The following is a 19703-nucleotide window of genomic DNA, read 5'->3' as shown; positions in this document are numbered from 1 at the left end:
GCAATCCGTGGAAAGAGGTGGTCAGTGCCATGATGGCCGAACCCCCAAGTATGTATTCCATGGCCCCCTCCTACCCTGCCTAAGGCATTTGCACAGCGCAACTGTTCCATGGAGCGTTTGCGCTCCATCAGGCGGCCTATGGAGGCTGGCCATGCATGACTGGCCCCTTCCCTCACTGCCGTTTGGAATCCCCATGAACACCCGCCGCACTGCCACGCGCCTGCAAAACCTGGTTCCCCTCAAGCCCCGCGATACCCTCGCCCCTGCCGACCCGGGCTCGGCGCGGAAGCCGAGCTACGACGTCGAACACGTCCGCCCGCAAAGCCACAACAGCATGGTTGACGCCGGCATCTACTTGGAGGGGAAGAGGATTTCCTCCCCCAGCACCCTCCCTGACACCTTCCGGGAACTGAACAAGGCCCCCGGGTCCATGGCCTGGATTGGGCTGGTCCGCCCGGAGGAGGCGGAGCTGCAGGAGCTGGCCGCCGAATTTGATCTGCACGAGCTGGCTGTGGAGGACGCCGTCATGGCCCACCAGCGCTCCAAGATTGAACGCTACGGCACCACGCTGTTCGCGGTGCTGCGCGCCACCCGCTACCTGGAATCGCAGGAGGAGGTGGAATTTGGTGAACTGCACATTTTTGTTGGCCCCAACTTCATCATCACCGTCCGCCACGGCCACTCCCCCGATCTGGCGACGGTGCGCCGCCGCATGGAGCAGGACCAAACACTGCTGCAGCTGGGCCCGGAAGCGGTGCTGTACGCCATTTTGGACGCCGTGGTGGACGGTTTCGCCCCCGTGGTGACGGGTCTTGAGAATGACATTGACGAGATTGAAACGGAAGTTTTCAGCGGCGATCCCCAAGTGTCGCGGCGCATCTATGAGCTTTCCCGCGAGGTCATTGAGTTTCAGCGCTCCACCAAGCCCATGGTGGGCATTCTTGAGGCCCTGGCCGGCGGCTTCACCAAGTACGGCATCAATGAGGACCTGCAGCAGTACCTGCGCGATGTGGATGACCACGTCAAGCAGGTCAACGACAAGATTGACGGTTTCCGGTTCATGCTCCGGGACATTCTCACCGTGAACGCCACGCTGGTGGCGCAGCGCCAGAACGAGGAAATGAAGCACCTGGCGGAGGCCAGCAATGACCAGAACGAGGAAGTCAAGAAAATCTCGGCCTGGGCCGCCATCCTGTTCGCCCCCACCCTGGTGGGCACCGTGTACGGGATGAACTTTGACTCCATGCCAGAACTGCACTGGGAGTGGGGCTACCCGCTGGCCCTGATTGCCATGTTCGGGGTCAGCGTGGTGCTGTTTGGCATCTTCCGGAACCGCAAATGGATCTAGGCAGCACGCCGTCATAGTCCTTAGATAGCTGCATCTTTTGTACCTCCCCCATTGTGCACAGGCGCGGGCGGCCCTAAGAATGGACTATGACTGTCACCTTGCGGGCCTTAGAAACAGCAGTTCCAGCCACCATCTTGATTCAGGAGCAGGCCCGGGACGTGTTTGCCGCCCAGCCGGGGTTGACCCGGCTGGGCCAGCGCCTGGTGCGCACCTGCTTTGATTCGGCAGCCATCGACACCCGGCACACGGCGGTTGCCGAAATGAGCCTGGACTTCCACGGCCCCGACCCCATGTTTTACGACGGCGCAACCGGACTGCTGCTGAACCCCACCACCAAAGAGCGCAACGACTTGTTCGCGGCCGAGGCCACGGCCTTGTTCATTGAGGCCGCGGCCAAGGCACTTGCGGCCTGCCGCGAACTGGGTGCCGCAGACATCACCCACGTTGTGACGGTTTCCTGCACAGGCTTTTTCAACCCGGGGCCGGACTACAAGATTGTCCGCGCCCTGGGGCTCAGTCCTTCGGTGCAGCGCTACCATCTGGGGTTCATGGGCTGCTACGCTGCGTTCCCGGCCCTGCGTGCGGCCAAGGCCTTTTGTGAGGCGGATCCGGATGCGGTGGTGCTGGTGGTTTCCGTGGAGCTGTGTTCGCTGCATGTGCGCACCTCCAACGATCCCGACACCATCATGGGCTCCTCCCTGTTTGCCGACGGGGCCGGGGCCGCCATCATCACAGCCCGCGACCTGCCCTACTCCGGCCCCGTCCTGGAACTGGACCATTTTGAGACAGTGCTGACCCCCGTGGGGGAAGACTCCATGGCCTGGAACATTGGCGACCACGGCTTTGAAATGGTTCTGGACACATATGTGCCCCGGATCATCGATGAACACATTGTGGGCGCCCTGGAGCCGCTATTGGCCCGGGCACCGGCATTGGCGGGGCTCCCCTATGGCGACATTGCACACTGGGCCATCCACCCCGGCGGGCGAAGCATTTTGGACAAGGTCCAAGCCAAATTGGAGCTCAGCGACGAACAGCTCATCCCCGCCCGGGAAACCCTGCGCAACTTCGGCAACATGAGCAGCGCCACCGTGCTGTTCGTGCTCAAACACATCCTGGAGCAGCCCTCCGTGGAGGAACGCGAAACCATCTGCGGCATGGCCTTTGGCCCGGGACTCACGGTGGAAACGTCCCTTTTCACCAAGGTCGCAGAACTGCCCAGCCTGTCCGGCCAGGACACAGGGAACCAGTTTGACCACGCTGTCAGGGTCTAGTCCCGGCCGGTTCCTGCGCACCCGTGATCTGCAGGCCGTGGAGGAAATGGACAGGCCGGAGTGCGATCCTGCCACGCTGCAACGGACCTATGCCCAATTTCCGCTGATCAACGCTGTGGTGTCTGGCTGGCGCAGCAACTACCGGCACCGCATCCGGCCGCTACTCTCCGCCGCCGCCAGGACAACTTTGCTTGACATTGGCTGCGGCGGCGGCGACGTGGCCCGCAGCCTGGCCCGCTGGGCTGCGGCGGACGGTTTGTGGCTGGAAATTACTGCCATTGATCCGGATGACAGGGCCTTTGCGTTTGCCCAGTCCCAGCCACCGGCACCCCGCCTCGCCTACAGAAAAGCCTTCAGCGCCGAACTGGTCGCCGAGGGTGCCGGGTTCGATCTGGTCATTTCCAACCACATCCTCCACCACCTCACCCCGGCCGAGTTTGCCGGGTTGCTGGCCGATTCCGCCGCCCTGGCCACGGTGGCGGTGATCCACAGCGACATTGCCCGGAGCCCCGTGGCCTACGCCCTGTTCGCCGCCGGGACGCTGCCGTTCTTCCCGGGGTCGTTCATTCGCCGCGACGGGCTCACCTCCATCAGGCGCAGTTACACGGCGGACGAGTTGCGTGCCCAGGCCCCCCCGGGCTGGGTTGTCACCTCCGAGCGGCCCTTCCGGAATTTGTTGCTCTGGCAGCCAGCAGCAGATGCCGCACGCCATGCTTGATGTGCTGATTGTGGGGGCCGGGCCGGTTGGCCTGCATCTGGGTGCGCTGCTGTTGCAGCAGGGTGTGAGCGTGCGCATACTGGAGCAGCGCTCCGCGCGCAGCGAGCATTCGCGGGCCATTGGCATCCACCCCCCGGGGCTGGCGGCGCTCGCCCAGGCGGGGATCGGCCCCGCGTTGATCCGCGACGGTGTACACATCAGCCGCGGAGTGGCCCGCAGCGCCGGGCGGACCGTGACGGAACTGAGCTTCTTGCGGCTCGGCAATGCCCACCCGTTCATCCTTGCCCTGCCGCAGGCGCGGACCGAGGCCCTGCTGGAGGCCCGGGTGGCCGCCCTTGACCCGAGTGCGTTGTTGCGCGGCCTGGCCGTCACCGCCGTGCACGACGCCGGAACGCATGTCACGCTGACTACTTCCTCGAGCGCCGGGCCAGGATTGGGCGGATCTGGAGAGCAGTCCTTCACGGCCCGGCTGGTGGTGGGTGCCGACGGGGCCAAGTCAACGCTGCGGCGGGAACTCGGCATCGCCACGCGGGGGCGCAACTACCCCGACACCTACCTCATGGGCGACTTTCCGGACACAGGATCCGACGGCCCCGCGGCCGTGCTGTATTTGGAACCCGGCGGGATAGTGGAATCGTTCCCACTGCCGGGCGGGCTGCGACGCTGGGTGGTCCACACCGACACCCTGCTGGACGGTGCAGGAGCCGCGGAGCTGGCCGGACTCATTGCCGAACGCACGGGCGTTGCGGTACCGGCGGCCGAAAACAGCATGCTCAGCGCGTTTGGTGTCCGGTCGCGGCTGGCGACCCGAATGGTGGCCGGCAGGGCTGCGCTCATTGGCGACGCCGCCCACGAGATCAGCCCCATCGGGGGCCAAGGCATGAACCTGGGCTGGCTGGACGCCGCGGCCCTGGCCCCCATCATCACGGCCGCGCTGCGGGGGGAAGCCACGGGGCGCCGGCTGGCACAGTTTGAACAATCACGCATGGCCGCGGCAGCGGGGGCCTCCGCCCAGGCGTGGCTAAACATGGCGCTGGGACGGCCCCATCCGGCGTCGTACCTGGAAAAACGGCACCAGTTGGTCCGTGTGGCGTTCCGGGCCCAATGGCCCAAAGACGTGGTGGCGCGGCGCTTCAGCATGGCCCCGTGGCGGGCGCCCGGCTAGGGTGTTCACATGCATACACCCTCGGACGTTTGGCCCCTGTTCGAACTCACGATCACCTCCCCGCGCCTCACCATGCGAATTGTCCGGGACGATGATCTGCCCGGCATTGTCAATGCCGCACTGGCTGGCATCCATGATCCGGCCGTCATGCCGTTTTCGGTGCCATGGACCGATGCAGACCCGCTGGACATGGCCCGGGGCATGGCCCGCCACCAGTGGGAGTTGCGGGCCGGCGTCCGGCCCGACCACTGGACTCTAAACTTCACTGTCCTGCTCGGCGGGGTGCCAATCGGCACCCAATCCGTGGGGGCAGCCGGGTTCTCCACCACCAAGACCGTCAACTCCGGTTCATGGCTCACGGTGGCGCAGCAAGGCCGGGGATACGGCAAGGAAATGCGTGCCGCGGCACTGCTCTTTGCCTTCGACCACCTGGGGGCCGACGCTGCGGAATCCAGCGCCGCCGTCTGGAACCGGGCCTCACTCGGTGTCTCGCGAAGCCTGGGTTACCGTCATGGAGCCATCAGGCCCATCGAACCCAGGGCCGGCCACCCCGATGAATTGCAGGAGGTGCGGTTGCTGGCCGCCGACTTCAACCGGCCCGACTGGGACATTACGGTGGATGGGTTCAACGCCGTGCGGCGCGACCTTTTTCTGCCCGTTTAGCCAGCAGAACAGGGGTTACAGGGCGGGCACGGTTTGCAGCTTCTCCGGGCTGGTGGGGTCACTCTTCCGGCCGGTGGATTTCACCACGGCAACCGCAACGGCCGTGGTGACCGGGACGGCCAAGACGAGGCCGATCGAGCCCACCAGGATGCGCACCACTTCCTCGGCGAGTTCGGCGCTGGTCAGTGCGTTCAGCAACGGCTGGTCATAGAGGGACACCATGAGCAGCACCGGCAGGGCGCTTCCAGCGTAGGCAAAGGCAATGGTGTAGACGGTGGAGGCAATGTGGTCGCGCCCAATGCGCATGGCCGAGGTGAAGAGTTCGCGGGTGCTGGTGTGCGGGGCCAGTTCGTACAGTTCCCACACGGCGGAGGACTGGGTGATGGTGACATCGTTCAGCACGCCCAGGCCGGAAATGACCAGGCCGCACAGGATCATCCCGGACAGTGACATCCCCTGGGTGAGGCTGAGCAGCTGGTAGGCGTTGTGGTCAGAGGTTCCTGTCAGCGCGGCCGCATCCACCGCCCAGTAGGCCATTCCCGCGGTGACGGCCAACCCAAACAGCGTTCCCAACAAGGCGGTGGAGGTGCGGGCGGAGAAGCCATGGGCAAAGTAGAGCACCCCAAACATGATGGCCGAGGATCCCACCAAGGCCACCAGCAGCGGCGGCTGCCCTTGTGCCAGGGCGGGCAAAATGAACCAGGCCAGGACGGCAAACGCCCCGCCCAATCCCACGATGGCCCGGAGCCCACGCCACCTGGCCACTGCTATGACCACCACCGCATAGAGCGCAGCGAGCAGTCCCATGGGCATGGTCCTGACAAAGTCCATGAAGACGTACTGCGTGCCGGGATTCTCGGCGCCTGTCATGCCCGGCAGCCCGGACAGGTCCAGGAAGCTGATTTTGTCGCCGGCATTGACGCCACGGGCCTGGACAATGTCCGGGCTGACAACAACAGGCACCTCGGCGGCTCCGTCCACCGCCGTGTAGGCGATGAAGCAGCTGCCAGCAGGAGCACCCACGGTGCTGCCGGGGCAATCCTGGGTGGCTGTGCGCTGCACAACGCCCGTCTCAATGCTGGCCCCGGGCGCCGCCGTGTACGGGTTCCCCGCAGCAGGTGCCGCGTTGTCGCCGCCGGGCCACATCAACGCCATGGCTACCAGCGTGAGCACCGCCAGTGGCGCCAGGATCCAGCTCAGCAAAACCACTGCCCGGCGCCGCACAGCGTTGCGGCTGCGCAGCTCGGCCCGGCTCAGCAAAGAATCGTCAGTGTCACCGTGCGAGTGCGAGTGTCCCATAGGCTGAAATCAGTCCTTCGGTTGGCGGTGGCGGTGTGGTGACCGCCCACTAAGGCGGCGGAGCCAGGGTTTCCGCAGGTCGCGTAAAGGAGACCCCAAAGGCCGCCCGCGGCCGACGGGTCGGATAGCGACCGAGGAAATCCTGGTCCGCCGCCGGAGGTGAGTCCGGCGGCGGATAGGTTGAACTTACTCGCCGACGACGAGTGTTTCGGTGCCGCGAACCTTGGCAGCACCCACGGCAATCATCGGGTTGACCACAGCCGCGAGGGCTTCCATGGCGTCATCCAGTTCAAGCAGCACGGGGTACTGGTGGGTGATGAGAGCCAGCAGGTCATACGCGGCCTGCACCGCTTCATCGTTACCCAGGGCGGGTTCCACGCCGAGGAACACCTCGGAGGCGCTGGCGGGGATATCCTCGTTCGTCTCAATGCTGCCCTGCGAGTAGCTCAAAGCGAACGCCTGGATCTTGCCCTTCTTACTCGGGGCAACATCGGCGCCAAAGGCGCTGGCAGGCTCGGCCCGCAGCACCAAGGCTCCGTGGGCGCCCGTGAGGTCATCCAGGAACATCCGCTGCACCGTCCCGGGACTCAAGGGTCCGGTGGGATCCCACTGGTTCACGGATTCGTAGTAGCGGCCCACAACGTCGGTCAGTTCAACCGAACCGGTGGCCAGGTCCTGAAGACGGGCAGTTGCCTCCTCCTCGGTGCCTTCGCCAAAGCTGGGCAGCTTCAACGCGCCGGGGCCCACCTCGATGACCCTGTTGCGCTGCAGCACGCCCAGGCCCATGGCCTGCGCAAAAGCGGCACCGGAAGTCTCCGGGGCAACCTTGCTACGCAACGCCGTGGTACTGACCAAGCCAGTCTCAAACGCACCGTGTGCTTCACGGCGCAACATGGTCAGCAAGGTGGCACCAACGCCTGCACGGCGGTGGTCCTTGGCAACCTCAACGAAGGCCCACAGGCGGGCCGGGTGGAGCTTGGTGGAGTACACCACACCGGCCGCAACCGGGATGCCCTGATCCTCGGCCACAATGGTGCGCCGCCATGGATTGGCATCCTGCTCCGGCGCCAACGCGGCACGGAACTGCCCGGCCGCAGCGGAATCGGCGTCACCCCAAATTTCCAGCAGGGTCAGGTCGTCGCCGTCGCGCCACGACCGGTATGTCAGCTCAGCCATGCTTAGGCACCCAGGAGACGGGTGGCCAGGTACGCCTGCACCTGATCCAGGGGCACGCGCTCCTGGCTCATGGTGTCGCGCTCACGGATGGTCACGGCGTTGTCCTCGAGTGTTTCAAAGTCAACGGTGATGCAGAACGGGGTGCCAATCTCATCCTGGCGGCGGTAGCGGCGGCCAATGGCGCCGGCGTCGTCGAACTCGATGTTCCAGTGCCTGCGCAGGGTGTTGGCAAGCTCCTTGGCCTTCGGGGACAAATCCTCGTTGCGGCTCAGCGGCAAGACCGCAGCCTTGACGGGGGCCAGGCGCGGATCCAGCTTCAGGACCGTGCGCTTGTCCACGCCGCCCTTGGCGTTGGGGGCCTCGTCCTCAACGTAGGCGTCCACCAGGAACGCCATCATGGAACGGGTCAGGCCGAAGGAGGGCTCAATGACGTACGGGGTGAACCGCTCGCCCGTGGCCTGGTTGAAGTAGCTCAAATCCGTGCCGGAGCCCTTGGTGTGCGAGCCCAGGTCGTAGTCGGTGCGGTTGGCGACACCCATGAGCTCCCCCCACTTAGAGCCCTGGAAGCCGAAGTTGTACTCAAAGTCGATGGTGCCGGCGGAGTAGTGGGCGCGCTCGTCCTCGGGGACGTCAAAACGGCGCATGTTCTCCGGGTTGATGCCCAAATCGATGAACCAGTCCCAGCACAGCTCGACCCATTCCTTGAACCACTTCTCGGCATCTTCGCCGGGCACAAAGAACTCGATTTCCATCTGCTCGAACTCACGGGTGCGGAAGATGAAGTTGCCGGGTGTGATCTCGTTGCGGAAGGCCTTGCCGATCTGGCCGATGCCGAACGGGGGCTTCTTGCGAGAGGTGGTGAGCACGTTGTTGAAGTTCACAAAGATGCCCTGCGCGGTTTCGGGGCGCATGTAGTGCAGGCCTGCGGCGGAATCCACCGGGCCCAGGAACGTCTTGACCAGGCCGGAGAAGAGCTGCGGCTCGGTCCACTGGCCCTTGGTGCCACAGTCGGGGCAGACAATGTCTTCCATGCCGTTCTCCGGCAGGCGGCCCTTCTTGGCCTCAAAGGCTTCCATGAGGTGGTCCTGGCGGTGGCGCTTGTGGCACTGGGTGCACTCGACCAGCGGGTCGGTGAACGTTGCCACGTGACCGGAGGCTTCCCAGACGGCCTTGGGCAAGATGATGGAGGAATCAAGGCCCACCATGTCTTCGCGGCCGCGGACAAATGACTGCCACCATTCGCGCTTGATGTTTTCCTTCAGCTCAACGCCGAGGGGGCCGTAATCCCAGGCCGACCGTGAACCGCCGTAAATCTCACCGGCCTGAAATACAAAGCCGCGACGTTTCGCGAGTGAAATGACCTGGTCAAGCTTGGACTGAGGCGCCACTGTTTACTCCTATTAATTACGAGGCCGCTGGGTGCGGTCCGTCTCGCGCTCTAGCCTACAGTTGCGCAGCTGTTCGGCGGGAATTGACCCGCTTCGCTGTGCCGGGGGCCGTTGCGGACATTCGCTGCCGGGTGAACCACGGGCGGATGTCTGCAGCGGCCCCCGGACGGAATCAGCGAGGCGGTGGATCCTCCTGCGGGCGTCAGGCGATCAAAATGCAGGTGGGACTGCCGAAGTCCACGGACTGCACGGGTTCCGCACCCGGCAAGCCGTGACTGTCCAGTTCGAAGACGGCGACGTTGTTGGAGAGCTGATTTGCCACGTAGACCTGGTTGCGGCCCACGGCAAAGTGCCGCGGCCAGGTGCCGCCACAGGGAATCTGCCCCAGAAAACTCGGCGGCGCCGGTTGCTCCGCGACCAGGCCCGCCACATCCAGGGTCACCAGGGTGTTGGGGCCGCGAACGGCCGCATACAATTTGCTGCCGTCCCCGGAGAGCTGGATGTGTGAGGGATAAAACTGCTCCGCGGCTTCAAGCTCCGCGACGGATGGCGCCAACGGCGTCTTGAACAGCCAATGCCAAAAGTAGTCCTCCCGGGAGGTTTCTCCTGGTGCACGGTTCGGCGTCCTTTGCAGCACGTGCAGGCAGCCATCGAGCTCGCCCGCCACCAGGAGGAAATCCCCCTTGAGCGCAACATGGCGCGGGCCTGTTCCCGGCGGCAGTTGTGCCGATCGCAGCAAGGTGTGGCTGCCGGCGGTCTGGGCGTACTCATCCACCCGGTCGGAACCAAGGTCCGCCACAAGCACGCTGTCCCACGGTGTGGGAGTCACCTGGTGCGCATGGGATTCAGCTTGCCGCTCCACCACGGGGCCACTGCCAGGATGCGCCAAAACCTGCGCGGCGGGCGCGTCATTGCCGAGCAGGCCATCCAGCGCCAGCACGGTTGCCGTGCCCGATGAGTAGTTGGCCACCCACACCTGACCGTCCACCAGGGCAACATGGCAGGGATCCGAGCCCAGGGTTGGTGCCCGGCCAAGGACTTCCAGGGTGAGCGGATCAACGGCAACAACGTTGCCCTCCGGCAGTTCTTCCACCGCGAGCAAAAGCCAGCCTCCCGTGCTGAGGAACGAAGGATTTAGCACAGCAGAGCTTTTTCTCAGCAGTGCCCCCACGGTGCCGTCGGCCAGCACCTCAAACAAGGACAGCCCAGGACCGGCACCATAGCCTTCTTCGGTGTAGCCGCTGACAATAATGGCAGGTGTGGATGACATGGCTGATTCTCCTTGTGATGAAAGACCTTGGCTCCAAGCTACCCGCCTGCGCAGCGGCATTGCCATCCATGCGGCACAATTAAGCCATGAGTTCACACGAGATCATTGACATCCCCATCCGCGACGACATGATCCGACTGGGACAGCTGCTCAAACTAGCCAGCCTGGTGGAGGACGGCGTGGAAGCCGCCGACCTCATCAAGGCCGGTCTGGTGAAGGTCAACGGCGAGATCGACGAGCGCCGCGGCCGCCAACTGCACCACGGCGACACCGTCACCGTCAACGGCGAAACCGTTCGCATCACCACGGGCGGATAGTCCACCACCCAAGTACGACGGCGGGCACCCACGTCGGGTGCCCGCCGTCGTACTTTAAGCGGCTACTTCGCGGCCAAGACCTTGTACTGCAGGAATTCGCCCACATGGGAGATCTCCTGGGCGTTGATGCCGTGCCAGATCCCCGTGTAGAGAACCTTTGTCAGCTGCACATTGGCCCGCATCCACACATTGGTTGACTCAATGGCCGTTTCCGGAATGACCGGGTCGGCCTGGTCGCGGCCCCAAAAAACCTCCGGCTTGATGGCAGCCACTGCTGCATCGTCAAAGAACGCATCGCCTTCGGCATCCACCACAAAACCGGAGAGCCCCACCACGGCGGCATAGCCGGCCGGCCTGTGCCGCAACAAGGTTATGGCCATGCACATGCCCTGGGAGAAGCCCAACAGGCTCACGGAGCTGTGGTTGGCGCGGACGGCGTCAATCCACTCTTCGAGTGCGGCCGCGGCGCTGGTCACGGCAGACACGGAATAGCTCAGGTCGCTGCGCAGCGGGAACCACGAGTAGCCCGGACCTGCCTGCAGGGAAGCGCGCACGGAGGCCACGGTGAATTCGCCCGGCAGCTGGCCGGCCAAGGAGAAGAGGTCGGCCTCATCGGCGCCGTAGCCGTGAAGGATGACCAGCAGGGGTGTGCCGGTGCGCTCGGATTCGGGACGTGACCAAAGGACTGTGGGGGTTTCGCTCATTCCTTCATCTTTCCATGCGGCGCCCCGGGTCCAAAAAGGCCCACTGGCGAAACCGGCCGCCCAAGGGGCAGGATGGGATGGTGAAAGAATCTACCGCACAGAATTTCCAGTCCGGGCCAGCGCAGCCCACTTCCCGCCATCCCTGGAGCCGCTACGTGGCCATGGGCGACTCCTTTACCGAGGGAATTGGCGATCCGGAACCGAGCAGCCCCGGCGGCTATCGCGGCTGGGCCGACAGGCTGGCCGAGGAGCTCAGTCGCGATCACGAGGACTTCCGCTACGCGAACCTGGCCATCCGCGGCAGGCTCCTGGGGCAGATCCTGGGCGAACAGCTCGCACCGGCGTTGGCACTCAAACCCGACCTGATCAGCATTTCAGCAGGTGGCAATGACTTAATCCGGCCGGGCTCGGACCCCGATGCATTGGCCGAATCTCTGGATGTCGCCGTGGGGAAAATGACGGCCGCCGGGGCCACCGTCCTGCTCTTCAACGGCCCCGACATCAGGGACACCCCGGTGCTGGGCATGGTGCGCGGACGGGTTGCCATCTACAACGAGAACCTGCGCACCATCGCCGCCCGGCATGACGCCGTGGTAGCCGACATGTGGTCCCTGCGCCAATTGGGCGACCCCCAGATGTGGGCCGAGGACCGGCTGCACTTTGCCCCGTTGGGCCACCACACCATCGCAATCATGGCACTGAACGCCCTCAACGTCCCGCACGCGCTGGCTCCGCAGCGGCCCAAGCCGCTGCCGGCGCAGAAGTGGCAGGCCGCCCGCGCCGAGGACCTGGTGTGGGCCAGGGAGTTCTTGTTCCCTTGGGTACTGCGCAGGCTTCGGCACCAATCCTCCGGCGACGGCATCTCGGCCAAGCGCCCCACCCCTGGACCGGTGTTTGGCCCGGGCATGGGCACTGGAGCAGGCGGCTAGGTGTGTCCCACAGGAGGTTTTGACACGGACTAACGCCGGATCCGGTACCGGGTCATGACCACCCCGCCGGGAAACGTCCGCGTCTCCACCAGATTCAGATTCACCCGGCGATCCAACGCTGTGAAGAACGGAGTGCCGCCGCCCACCAGGACCGGATGGGTCACGATCGTGTACTCGTCGACCAGCCCGGCCCGCATGGCCGCCCCGGCGAGAATTGCGCCACCGACCCTCATCGGCCCGCCAACCCCGGCCTTGAGCCGGGTGATCTCCGCGACCGCGTCACCGGCAACCAGGCGGGTGTTCCAGTCGACCTGCTCCAAAGCCGAGGAGAACACCAGCTTCGGCGTGTCCCGCCAGTTCCGCGCGAACTCGATCTGCGCCGGGGTGGCGTCCGGCTGCTGGTCGCCGGTGGGCCAGTAGGAACTCATGACCTCCCAGAGCTTGCGCCCATACAGCAACAGGCCGATCGCCCGCTCCTGATCGAGCCACCACTGAAACAGCTCCTCGCTCGGCATGCTCCAGCCGATGTCCTCTCCGGGCGCGGCAACGTAGCCATCCAGTGTCAGGTTCATGCCGTAGATCAGTTTCCGCACAGCGCCATGCCTTCCGTCATCCGGTCCAGAAATTTAGCGTAATCGGTAACGAAACACGGTGTAAAGCACCACGTTGGCACCATTGCTATACTGCACGCCGAGGAACTTCGCTACCCGCTGTGCCGGGGGGCGCAGCGGGCGGACTAGGATGAGAAGAGGCGCTGGATTCGGCGGCCTATTCGTAGAAGAGGTGCGTTGTGCCCATCATGCTCGAACCATTGGCGACGAGTATTGTTGCTGCCTCGTCCAGCAGCTCATCCGGCTTTTCGCCCCTGTTCATGCTGGCAGTTGTGGGAGTCATCCTGCTCGGCATCTTCACCAGGTCGGCCAACCGCAAGCGCCGCGCGGCACGTGAGAACATCTACAACCCGGCCAACCCAACAGGCAAGGCGGGGGTGGCCCATCAACCAGGCAACGCCCCCTATGTGGGAACACTGCTCAACGGCGTCCCGATGCGCAACTACGACACCTCCCACGGACACCAGACAACCGGTTTCGCCAACGAGCGCATGAAGGCCGAGGCCGAGCTGAAGCGCCAGCTCGACGCCCTGGACACCGCACGCCGCAGCGGCCAGGTCACGGCAGAACAATACGCCGTCCACCGCGAAGCAATCTTCAAGAACTTCTAACCCCCGGCAACTGCCCTGTGGTGTCAGCTGCTGAAGAAGGATTCCTTCAGCAACTCCCCCACCACGGCCACCTCGGTGAGGAAGCCGTCGTGACCAATGGCGGAGTCGATGTGGTGGACAGCCACATCCCCGGGAAGCGCCGCTGCTAGGGCAAGCGACTGGGCCGGGAAGTACAGGCGGTCGCTCTTGACGGCCGCCACCAGGAACTCCACGCCCGCCGTTGCCGCCAGGGCCTGGCCCAGGGTGCCGCGGCCGCGGCTGACGTCGTGGCTCATCAACGCCTCGGTGATGGCAATGTAGCTGTTGGCATCAAAGCGTCCCACCAATTTGCGTGCCTGGTGGTCAAGGTAGCTCTCCACCTGGTACCTGTTGCCTGGTGCACCCAATGCCGCCAGGCGGCCGTGGCTGATGGTGTCCTCGCCACCTTGGGCCTGGCGACCAAAGCGTGACTCCATCTCAGTTTCCGAGCGGTAGTTGATGTGGGCAATCCGCCGGGCCAGTCCCAAGCCCGAGGTGGGGGCTGCGCCGTCGTAATAATCCCCGCCGGCAAAGTTGGGGTCTTGGCGGATGGCGAGGGTCTGCGTCTGGGCAAAGGCGATTTGCTCAGCCGTGCTGGCAGCGCAAGCCGCCACCACGGCGCAGCGCTGCACCCGCTCCGGGTAACTCGCCGCCCACTCCAGGGCACGTGCACCGCCCATGGAACCGCCAATGACGGCGTGCCACAGCTTCACGCCCAGCTTGTCGGCCAGGCGCGCCTCGGCGTGGACCGAGTCCCGGATGGTGACGAAGGGGAAGCGGGAACCGTACGGCTTGCCGTCGCCGGCGATGCTGGAGGGGCCGGTGGTGCCGTAGCAGCCGCCGAGCATGTTGGCGCACACCACAAAGTACTTGTTGGTGTCGATGACTTCCCCGGGGCCCACCAGGCCTTCCCACCAGCCGTCTTCCTCGGATTCGCCGCGACTCACGTGGGTGCTGCCGGTCAGGGCGTGCTGGATGAGGACGGCATTGTCGCCCGCCTCATTCAGCGTGCCCCAGCATTCAAAGGCCATGGTGACCGAAGGCAGTGATCCCCCGGCTTCCAAGGGCAGTGCGCCGATCTCAAGAGAGCGCAGCACACCGCCGCCCTGGCCCACGGCTGCGGAGAATTCCTCTCCCACGGGTGTGGCCTCCACGGAGGCAAAGCCCGGCGCCAAAACGCTGTTTTCCTCCGTGCGTTCCACGGCGATCACGCTAATTTTGCTGCGCGGAATCCGGCTTCGAGGTCGGCAAGGATGTCTGCGATGTTCTCAATGCCTACGGAGAGGCGGACCAGTCCGGGGCGCACGCCGGCAGCCAGCTGCTGCTCCGGTGAAAGCTGCGCATGCGTGGTCGACGCCGGGTGGATGACCAGGGAGCGCACGTCGCCAATGTTGGCCACGTGTGAGTGCAGTTCCAAACCATCAACAAAGCGCTTGCCAGCTTCGGCACCGCCCTTGATGTCAAAGGCGATGACGGCGCCGGTGCCCTTGGGACCGTACTTGCGGCCACGCTCAAACCAGGGGCTGGAGGGGATTCCCGCGTAGGCCACGGCGTCCACGTTCTCGTTCTGCTCAAGCCATTCTGCAACGGCAACCGCGTTGCTGACATGGCGCTCCACACGCAGGCTGAGCGTCTCGATGCCCTGGGCAATGAGGAAGGCGTTGAACGGTGCCACGGCCGAGCCGAGGTCGCGCAGCAGCTGCACGCGAGCCTTGAGGATGTAGGCCAAGTTGGCACCGAGCGCGCTGCCAACACCCAAGTCGCGGGCGTACACCAGGCCGTTGTAGGTGACATCCGGGGTGTTGAAGCCGGGGAATTTCTCCGGGTTGGTGGCGAAGTCGAACTTGCCGCCGTCGACAATCACGCCCGCGATGGCGCTGCCGTGGCCGCCCAGGTACTTGGTGGCGGAGTGGATGACAATGTCGGCACCCCATTCCAGCGGGCGGATCAGGTACGGAGTCGCCAAGGTGTTGTCCACCAGCAACGGCACGCCGGCCTCGTGGGCAATGGCGCTGATGTTCTCAATGTCCAGGACGTCCTGGCGCGGGTTGGAGACAACCTCGCCAAAGAATGCCTTGGTGTTGGGGCGGACGGCAGCGCGCCATTCGTCCAGGTTGTCGGGGTCGGAGACGAACGTGACCTCAATGCCGAGCTTCTTCAGGCTGTGCGCGAACAAGTTGTACGTGCCGCCGTAGATGCTGGGGCTGGAAACAATGTGATCGCCGGCCTCCGCCAGGTTCAAGATGGCGAACGTGGTTGCTGCCTGGCCGGAGGCGAGCAGCAGTGCCGCCACGCCGCCTTCCAAGCTGGCAATGCGCTGTTCGACGGCGTCCTGGGTGGGGTTGCCGATGCGGGTGTAGATCGGCTCCAGTTCAGCCAGGGCAAACCGTGCGGCTGCGCTTTCGGCGGAGGGGAAAACAAACGATGTTGTCTGGTAGATGGGCAGGGCGCGTGCACCTGTGGTGACGTCCGGCTCCTGGCCTACGTGGATCTGACGGGTTTCAAATGACCAACCGTTGCTCATGGTTGAGTTCCTTCACACTAGAGGCCTGCGCCAAAAAACCCTCCGACGCAGCATGCGTGAAGGGCCTTAGACTCGATGGCCCGCGCTTGCACTGGAACCGGGCGGCTCAGTGCCAGGTCTTCACCCGGGGCACCCCACCGCGGAAGGAGGGTTGCCGGTCAGCGAGCCGGGGCTTGTCGCTGACACTCATGACCTACATCCAGTGTGGAAGATCCGTTCATGCGCCGCAAGATTGTGACGAGTTTATGACCTTGGCCGAACATGTGCTTGAAATTTGCGCCAAAAAGTGGCACCAGCTGAACTTATGAGAAATCCGGCCGCGGTGACTACGCAGATAACGCCCTCTCAACGTGCTGAGAGGGCGTTATGTGCGTAGTCACGGGGCAAGAAGGCCCGCGCGGCGCAAAGCCTCGGCCATGGCCGTGTTTGCCGACGGCGGAGGAGTTGCGGGGCGTCCGGCACGGTCGCCGCCTCGTCCCTGGGCGCCTTGCCCCTGGGGGCCAGGTTGGGCTCCCCCAGTCCGGGACTGCTCGCCGCCGCTGGGTGCGGGCCGCCCGGAGGCACGGACACCGGAAGGGCGGGAGCCGGCGTCGCGCTTGCCCCCTGCGTTGGCATCAGAAGCGGCGTCATCCAGTCGCAGGGTGAGCGAGATGCGCTTGCGCTCCGGCTCCACCTCCAGGACCTTCACACGCACCACCTGGCCCGATTTAACCACCGCGTGCGGGTCCGAGACAAAGGAGTTGCTCATGGCCGAGACGTGCACCAGCCCGTCCTGGTGCACGCCAATGTCCACGAACGCGCCAAACGCGGCCACGTTGGAGACCGTCCCCTCCAGGATCATGCCGGGGCGAAGGTCGGTGATCTTCTCAATGCCGTCGGTGAAGGTGGCCGTTTCGAAGCGGGGGCGGGGGTCGCGGCCGGGCTTTTGCAGCTCGGCCACAATGTCGGCAACCGTGGGCAGGCCGAAGGTGCCATCCACAAAGTCGGCCGGGTTGACGGCGGCCACGGCGGCAACGCCCGCGGAAATCTCTGTTGACGTGGCGCCCACCGTGGCAAGGATCTTGCGGGCCACGCCGTAAGCCTCGGGGTGCACGCTGGAGGCGTCCAACGGCTCCGCTCCCCCGGTGATGCGCAGGAATCCGGCGCATTGTTCAAACGCCTTGGGTCCAAGCCGGGCCACCTTGAGCAGCTCGCGACGCTTGTTGAAGGGGCCGTGCTCGTTTCTGTGGGCCACAATGTTTTCACTCAAAAGAGGTCCGACGCCGGCCACCCTCGCCAGCAGGGCCGGCGAGGCGGTGTTCAGGTCCACGCCCACCGCGTTCACGCAGTCCTCAACCACGGCGTCCAGAGAGCGTTCCAGCTTGGCCGGGGTGAGGTCGTGCTGGTACTGGCCCACGCCGATCGATTTGGGATCGATCTTCACCAGCTCGGCCAGCGGATCCTGCAGCCGGCGGGCAATGGAGACGGCACCGCGTAGGGAAACATCCATGCCGGGCAGTTCGGCACTGGCCAGCGCCGAGGCCGAATACACGGAGGCGCCGGCCTCGGAGACAACCAGCTTGATGACCTTACTGTCCTGGTTGAGGCGCTTGAGCTCGGCGACAAGTTCGGCGGCCAATTTGTCCGTCTCCCGGCTGGCAGTGCCGTTGCCAATGGCAATCAGCTCAACGCCATGCTTGGTGGCCAGGGCCACCAAGGTGGCGAGGGATTCGTTCCACTTGCGGGCGGGCGCGTGCGGGTAGATGGTTTCCGTTGCTGCAACCTTGCCGGTGCCGTCCACCACGGCAACCTTGACGCCTGTGCGCAGCCCCGGGTCAAGGCCCAGGGTTGCGCGGTTTCCGGCCGGTGCGGCCAGCAGCACGTCACGGAGGTTGGCGGCAAAAACACGCACCGATTCCTCCTCGGCGCTTTGGAACAGGCGCACGCGCAGATCAACCGAGAGGCGGGTCAGGATGCGCGTGCGCCAGGCCAGTCGGGCGCTGGTCATGAGCCAGCTATCCGCCGCGCGGCCAGATTCGGTGATGCCCAAGGAGTGGGCAACGGCATTTTCGTAGCGGGACCGGGCCAGCGCGGCAGCGTCGGCGTCGCGGGTGTCACCCTCGGCCAGATCCAGCCCCAGGACGCCGTCCTTTTCGCCGCGCAACAGGGCCAGCACCCGGTGGCTGGGCAGCGTGTGCGGGGGCTGGGAGAAGTCAAAGTAGTCCTTGAACTTTTCCCCGGCCGCGTCTTTGCCCGCCTTGACGGTGGAACGCAGCCGGCCTGTCTTCCATAGGCGCTCGCGCAGCTCACCCACCAGCGCAGCATCCTGGCCGGCCCGCTCAATCAGGATGGCCCGTGCCCCGGCCAGGGCGTCATCGGCTGAGGCAACGCCGCGGGCGGCGTCAACAAAGGCGTCCGCTTCCACGGCAGGGAAGCGGGAAGGGTCGGCCAGCAGGGCGTCGAGCAGGGGCTCCAAGCCCGCCTCGCGGGCGGCATCTGCCTTGGTCTTGCGCGTGGACTTGTAGGGCAGGTAGAGATCTTCCAATTCCGATTTGGTCGCGGCATCTTCCACGGCACGGCGCAGCGCGGCAGTCAGCTTGCCGAGCCCGTGAATGGTCTCCAGCACGGTCAAACGCCGGGCCTCAAGTTCGCGCAGGTACCGTAGGCGCTCCTCGAGATCGCGGAGCTGCGTGTCATCCAGGGTGCCGGTGGCTTCTTTTCTGTACCGGGCAATAAAGGGGACGCTGGCGCCGTCGTCCATCAGGCCAATCGCGGCACGAACCTGAGCAGGGCGGACCCCCAACTCGGCGGCAATGCCTGAGCTGATTCGCTCAGCGATGGTGGCGGCGGTGGGCAGGGTCAGCGGGGCGTTTCCAGTATCAGTCACGCTCCAATTCTGCCCCACCGGCCGGGACGCCAAACACCCCTGACATCTGACGTCCCATGTGGCTTAGGCGACACTAAGTCGAGACGTCGATCACAAAGTGCCAAGATGAACTCATGCGAATGGATCATGTTTCTTACGCCAGTGAATCAGACGGATTGGCTGCCACTACGGAGCGAATCGCGACCGCCCTCGGGGTCGATGCAGTGCGCGGAGGAATTCATCCGCGCTTCGGCACCCGCAATATGATTATTCCCCTCACCGACCACCATTATGTGGAAATTGTTGAGTGCCTTAATCACCCCGCCTCGGACAAGGCGCCGTTCGGCCAGGCCGTCAAGGCGCGCTCCGCAGCCGGTGGAGGTTGGATGGGGTGGTGCGTCGCCGTTGACGATCTCACCCCCTTCGAGGAACGCCTGGGCCGCAGCGCTGTCCCCGGCAACAGGAAGTTCCCCGACGGCCAGGAATTGGTGTGGCAGCAGATCGGCATCAAGGGACTCATTGCCGATCCCCAGGTGCCGTACATGCTCAAGTGGGAGGGCGATCCCTCCCTGCACCCGTCGCTGGCGCGTGCATCCACCGTGAAGCTCTCCTCGCTGACCATCGCCGGCAGCGCCGAACGCGTCACCGAATGGTTGGGCGAGCCCGTCGAGGCGCCGCTGGATGACGTGGCGGTGGAGTGGATCGCCCCGCGCGGCACCCCCGGCATCATGTCCGTCACGTTCGAGACGGCCCACGGCCCGGTCACCATCTAGCTCTTCTGTTCATTGGGCCCACAGCTCCATTGTTCGACGCCGGCACCCTCCCCTTGCGGGCGGGTGCCGT

18 protein-coding genes and 1 riboswitch are annotated in these 19703 nt (G+C 65.0%); of the genes, 9 read left to right on the top strand and 9 right to left on the bottom strand.

From position 1 onward, the window contains the following. The first annotated feature begins 151 nt into the window (after positions 1 to 151). From ACX80Q_RS11895 to ACX80Q_RS11875, 5 genes are all read left to right on the top strand, one after another. Entirely contained in the window at positions 152 to 1348 is a 1197-nt protein-coding gene (locus ACX80Q_RS11895; RefSeq protein WP_459330744.1) for a magnesium and cobalt transport protein CorA, read from the top strand. 86 nt (positions 1349 to 1434) lie between these two features. Further along, positions 1435 to 2622 carry a type III polyketide synthase gene (locus ACX80Q_RS11890; protein ID WP_459330743.1) on the top strand — a complete coding sequence of 396 codons (1188 nt, stop codon included), beginning with the start codon at positions 1435 to 1437 and terminating at the stop codon, positions 2620 to 2622. Further along, on the top strand, positions 2600 to 3340 hold the full coding sequence (locus tag ACX80Q_RS11885) for a class I SAM-dependent methyltransferase (protein ID WP_459330742.1): 741 nt from the start codon (positions 2600 to 2602) through the stop codon (positions 3338 to 3340). Before ACX80Q_RS11890 ends, ACX80Q_RS11885 begins: the two co-directional genes overlap by 23 nt. Beyond that, positions 3321 to 4505 (top strand): FAD-dependent oxidoreductase, encoded by a 1185-nt coding sequence (locus ACX80Q_RS11880; protein ID WP_459330741.1) that lies wholly within the window; start codon positions 3321 to 3323, stop codon positions 4503 to 4505. The genes ACX80Q_RS11885 and ACX80Q_RS11880 overlap by 20 nt, the downstream gene beginning before the upstream one ends. Before the next feature lie 9 nt (positions 4506 to 4514). Then, positions 4515 to 5168 (top strand): GNAT family N-acetyltransferase, encoded by a 654-nt coding sequence (locus ACX80Q_RS11875; protein ID WP_459330740.1) that lies wholly within the window; start codon positions 4515 to 4517, stop codon positions 5166 to 5168. Between the two features lie 15 nt (positions 5169 to 5183). Here ACX80Q_RS11875 and ACX80Q_RS11870 read toward each other — a convergent pair whose 3' ends face one another. From ACX80Q_RS11870 to ACX80Q_RS11855, 4 genes are all read right to left on the bottom strand, one after another. After that, positions 5184 to 6467 (bottom strand): YibE/F family protein, encoded by a 1284-nt coding sequence (locus ACX80Q_RS11870; RefSeq protein WP_459330739.1) that lies wholly within the window; start codon positions 6465 to 6467, stop codon positions 5184 to 5186. A gap of 186 nt (positions 6468 to 6653) precedes the next feature. Beyond that, positions 6654 to 7643: a GNAT family N-acetyltransferase gene (locus ACX80Q_RS11865; protein ID WP_459330738.1), complete on the bottom strand. Its 990-nt coding sequence runs from the start codon at positions 7641 to 7643 to the stop codon at positions 6654 to 6656. Positions 7644 to 7645: 2 nt separating this feature from the next. Further along, the gene (locus ACX80Q_RS11860; RefSeq protein ID WP_459330737.1) at positions 7646 to 9031 is read right to left on the bottom strand and encodes a glycine--tRNA ligase; all 1386 of its coding nucleotides are present in this window, start codon (positions 9029 to 9031) and stop codon (positions 7646 to 7648) included. Between the two features lie 202 nt (positions 9032 to 9233). Further along, positions 9234 to 10301 (bottom strand): lactonase family protein, encoded by a 1068-nt coding sequence (locus ACX80Q_RS11855; RefSeq protein ID WP_459330736.1) that lies wholly within the window; start codon positions 10299 to 10301, stop codon positions 9234 to 9236. An 86-nt stretch (positions 10302 to 10387) separates the two neighbouring features. On the opposite strand from ACX80Q_RS11855, the gene ACX80Q_RS11850 reads away from it, so the two are divergent. Beyond that, on the top strand, positions 10388 to 10618 hold the full coding sequence (locus ACX80Q_RS11850; RefSeq protein WP_103467427.1) for an RNA-binding S4 domain-containing protein: 231 nt from the start codon (positions 10388 to 10390) through the stop codon (positions 10616 to 10618). A 62-nt stretch (positions 10619 to 10680) separates the two neighbouring features. On the opposite strand, the gene ACX80Q_RS11845 is transcribed toward ACX80Q_RS11850, so the two are convergent. Continuing rightward, positions 10681 to 11322, bottom strand: coding sequence for an alpha/beta hydrolase (locus ACX80Q_RS11845; protein WP_459330735.1), 642 nt, complete (start codon positions 11320 to 11322; stop codon positions 10681 to 10683). A 77-nt stretch (positions 11323 to 11399) separates the two neighbouring features. Here ACX80Q_RS11845 and ACX80Q_RS11840 point away from each other — a divergent pair, with 77 nt between their 5' ends. Further along, positions 11400 to 12251 (top strand): SGNH/GDSL hydrolase family protein, encoded by an 852-nt coding sequence (locus ACX80Q_RS11840; RefSeq protein ID WP_459330734.1) that lies wholly within the window; start codon positions 11400 to 11402, stop codon positions 12249 to 12251. A 29-nt stretch (positions 12252 to 12280) separates the two neighbouring features. Here the strand turns inward: ACX80Q_RS11840 and ACX80Q_RS11835 are convergent, their stop codons facing one another. After that, on the bottom strand, positions 12281 to 12844 hold the full coding sequence (locus tag ACX80Q_RS11835; RefSeq protein WP_459330733.1) for a dihydrofolate reductase family protein: 564 nt from the start codon (positions 12842 to 12844) through the stop codon (positions 12281 to 12283). 206 nt (positions 12845 to 13050) lie between these two features. Between ACX80Q_RS11835 and ACX80Q_RS11830 the strand changes: the two genes are divergently transcribed. Next, complete coding sequence (locus ACX80Q_RS11830; RefSeq protein ID WP_459330732.1) at positions 13051 to 13473, top strand: hypothetical protein; 423 nt, start codon at positions 13051 to 13053, stop codon at positions 13471 to 13473. A 23-nt stretch (positions 13474 to 13496) separates the two neighbouring features. Here ACX80Q_RS11830 and metX read toward each other — a convergent pair whose 3' ends face one another. From metX to ACX80Q_RS11815, 3 genes are all read right to left on the bottom strand, one after another. Next, positions 13497 to 14630: a homoserine O-acetyltransferase MetX gene (metX, locus tag ACX80Q_RS11825; protein WP_459330765.1), complete on the bottom strand. Its 1134-nt coding sequence runs from the start codon at positions 14628 to 14630 to the stop codon at positions 13497 to 13499. Between the two features lie 68 nt (positions 14631 to 14698). Then, the gene (locus ACX80Q_RS11820) at positions 14699 to 16015 is read right to left on the bottom strand and encodes a bifunctional o-acetylhomoserine/o-acetylserine sulfhydrylase (RefSeq protein ID WP_459330731.1); all 1317 of its coding nucleotides are present in this window, start codon (positions 16013 to 16015) and stop codon (positions 14699 to 14701) included. A gap of 77 nt (positions 16016 to 16092) precedes the next feature. Beyond that, a riboswitch (SAM riboswitch) is annotated at positions 16093 to 16209 on the bottom strand. Between the two features lie 182 nt (positions 16210 to 16391). Next, positions 16392 to 18881, bottom strand: coding sequence for a Tex family protein (locus ACX80Q_RS11815; RefSeq protein ID WP_459330730.1), 2490 nt, complete (start codon positions 18879 to 18881; stop codon positions 16392 to 16394). Between the two features lie 113 nt (positions 18882 to 18994). Between ACX80Q_RS11815 and ACX80Q_RS11810 the strand changes: the two genes are divergently transcribed. Next, positions 18995 to 19633, top strand: a complete 639-nt coding sequence (locus ACX80Q_RS11810) for a VOC family protein (protein WP_459330729.1) — start codon at positions 18995 to 18997, stop codon at positions 19631 to 19633. The last annotated feature ends 70 nt before the right edge of the window (positions 19634 to 19703 follow it).

Source organism: Arthrobacter sp. HLT1-20, from assembly GCF_054510895.1.
This window is presented reverse-complemented; position numbering and strand designations above follow the sequence as displayed.

Bases quoted from the DNA above. Each gene is read 5' to 3' on its own strand.
- ACX80Q_RS11895 (WP_459330744.1), top strand. From the start codon at position 152: ATGCATGACTGGCCCCTTCCCTCACTGCCGTTTGGAATCCCCATGAAC.
- ACX80Q_RS11890 (WP_459330743.1), top strand. From the start codon at position 1,435: ATGACTGTCACCTTGCGGGCCTTAGAAACAGCAGTTCCAGCCACCATC.
- ACX80Q_RS11880 (WP_459330741.1), top strand. From the start codon at position 3,321: ATGCCGCACGCCATGCTTGATGTGCTGATTGTGGGGGCCGGGCCGGTT.
- ACX80Q_RS11875 (WP_459330740.1), top strand. From the start codon at position 4,515: ATGCATACACCCTCGGACGTTTGGCCCCTGTTCGAACTCACGATCACC.
- ACX80Q_RS11870 (WP_459330739.1), bottom strand. From the start codon at position 6,467: ATGGGACACTCGCACTCGCACGGTGACACTGACGATTCTTTGCTGAGC.
- ACX80Q_RS11865 (WP_459330738.1), bottom strand. From the start codon at position 7,643: ATGGCTGAGCTGACATACCGGTCGTGGCGCGACGGCGACGACCTGACC.
- ACX80Q_RS11855 (WP_459330736.1), bottom strand. From the start codon at position 10,301: ATGTCATCCACACCTGCCATTATTGTCAGCGGCTACACCGAAGAAGGC.
- ACX80Q_RS11850 (WP_103467427.1), top strand. From the start codon at position 10,388: ATGAGTTCACACGAGATCATTGACATCCCCATCCGCGACGACATGATC.
- ACX80Q_RS11845 (WP_459330735.1), bottom strand. From the start codon at position 11,322: ATGAGCGAAACCCCCACAGTCCTTTGGTCACGTCCCGAATCCGAGCGC.
- ACX80Q_RS11840 (WP_459330734.1), top strand. From the start codon at position 11,400: ATGGTGAAAGAATCTACCGCACAGAATTTCCAGTCCGGGCCAGCGCAG.
- ACX80Q_RS11830 (WP_459330732.1), top strand. From the start codon at position 13,051: ATGCTCGAACCATTGGCGACGAGTATTGTTGCTGCCTCGTCCAGCAGC.
- ACX80Q_RS11820 (WP_459330731.1), bottom strand. From the start codon at position 16,015: ATGAGCAACGGTTGGTCATTTGAAACCCGTCAGATCCACGTAGGCCAG.
- ACX80Q_RS11810 (WP_459330729.1), top strand. From the start codon at position 18,995: ATGCGAATGGATCATGTTTCTTACGCCAGTGAATCAGACGGATTGGCT.